Origin of the sequence: Helicobacter muridarum (assembly GCF_000765805.2) — a bacterium.
GTDB lineage: Bacteria > Campylobacterota > Campylobacteria > Campylobacterales > Helicobacteraceae > Helicobacter_A > Helicobacter_A muridarum.
The window spans coordinates 1-1,061 of sequence record NZ_JRPD02000063.1 but is presented as its reverse complement, the minus strand read 5'-3'; the positions used below and the strand labels follow the sequence as shown (position 1 = coordinate 1,061).

Here is a 1,061-nt window from a genome sequence, read left to right as displayed (position 1 = left end):
AATGCCATTGATGCAGCTGTGGCTGTTGGATATGCTTTAGCTGTAACTCATCCTGCAGCAGGCAATATTGGTGGAGGTGGATTTGCTATTATTCATCTAGCTAATGGAGAAAATATAGCTCTTGACTTTAGAGAGAGTGCACCACTTGCAGCCACTAGAGATATGTATCTTGATAATAATGGCAATGTTATACCAAATGCTTCTATTATTGGACATCTAGCAGCAGGAGTTCCAGGCACTGTAAAAGGAATGAGTGCTATGCTAGATAAATATGGCACAAAAAAGCTAGCTGAATTAATACAACCAGCTATTGATTTAGCAGAAAATGGCTTTGTTATTACCGATAGACAAGCAGAAACAATGCTAGAAGCAAAGGAGCATTTTGAAAGATTTGCAAGTTCTAGGAGATACTTTCTTAAAAAAGATGGTTCTACCTATAAAGGAGGCGATACCCTTGTTCAAAAGGATTTAGCTAAAACTCTTAGGCTTATACAAAAAGATGGAGAAAGTGCTTTTTATCAAGGCAAAATTGCAGATATAATAGCAGAAGACATGAAGAACAATGGAGGAATTATTACTAAGCAAGACTTAGCACAATACAAAGTAATATGGAGAAAGCCTGTAAAAGGGACTTATAGAGGATATGAAATAATATCAATGTCTCCACCTAGTAGCGGTGGAACACATATAATTCAGATTCTAAATACTATGGAAAATGCCAATATAAAAGCATTAGGATTTAGCTCTTCGCAAACAATTCACCTTATGGTAGAGGCTATGAGACAAGCCTATGCTGATAGAGCTGTATTTATGGGAGACCCAGACTTCTTTAGTATTCCTTTAGATACATTGCTTAGCAAAGAATATGCAAAGAAAATATATGACAATATTAAAAAGAACAATAATAAAGCTATTCCTAGCAAACAAATAAAAGCTGGATTAGGAATCATAAAGGAAGGACAAGCTATTAATCCAAATGCAAAGGGATTTAAAGAAGGTAACCATACAACTCATTATTCAGTAGCAGATAAATGGGGCAATGCTGTAAGTGTTACTTATAC

General features: G+C 35.4%; 1 protein-coding gene. It reads left to right on the top strand.

From position 1 onward, the window contains the following. Positions 1 to 1,061, top strand: a 1,061-nt coding sequence (gene ggt, locus LS73_RS09745; protein ID WP_138070038.1) for a gamma-glutamyltransferase, incomplete at both ends; no start/stop codon positions are given.